1 protein-coding gene is annotated in these 350 nt (G+C 49.1%); it reads left to right on the plus strand.

The annotated features are described in order from the left end of the window. Complete coding sequence (locus tag THS27_RS27815) at window positions 1-159, plus strand: LexA family protein (protein ID WP_371456382.1); 159 nt, start codon at window positions 1-3, stop codon at window positions 157-159. Window positions 160-350 lie beyond the last annotated feature (191 nt).

A 350-nucleotide genomic window follows, 5' to 3' on the forward strand; every position in this document is an offset into this window, starting at 1 on the left:
ATCGTCGCCACCAATGGCGGAGAGGCGACCTTCAAAAGATACCGGTCAGAACCGTCACGCCTGGAGCCAGCCTCAACCAACCCCAAGCACCAAACAATATTCCCCCAGGATGAAATACGCGTAATTGGCCGCGTCGTCCGCGTCATTCAGGAACTGTAGCATCACCCTGCCCATCAAATTTTGAGCCATGCGAAACCCCGCACCAGCTTTCCCCTTCATTTAAACCGTCAAAAAGTTCACTGCCCTCAATTTTGAGGTCAGTAAATGTGTCAGTTAAACCTGCCTGACAGTCAGGTTATGATCAGATTTTGCATGCCTCAATTTTGAGGTATGCAATCATTTCAAGGTCT

The organism is Thalassospira sp. MCCC 1A01428, from assembly GCF_002115825.1.
GTDB lineage: Bacteria > Pseudomonadota > Alphaproteobacteria > Rhodospirillales > Thalassospiraceae > Thalassospira.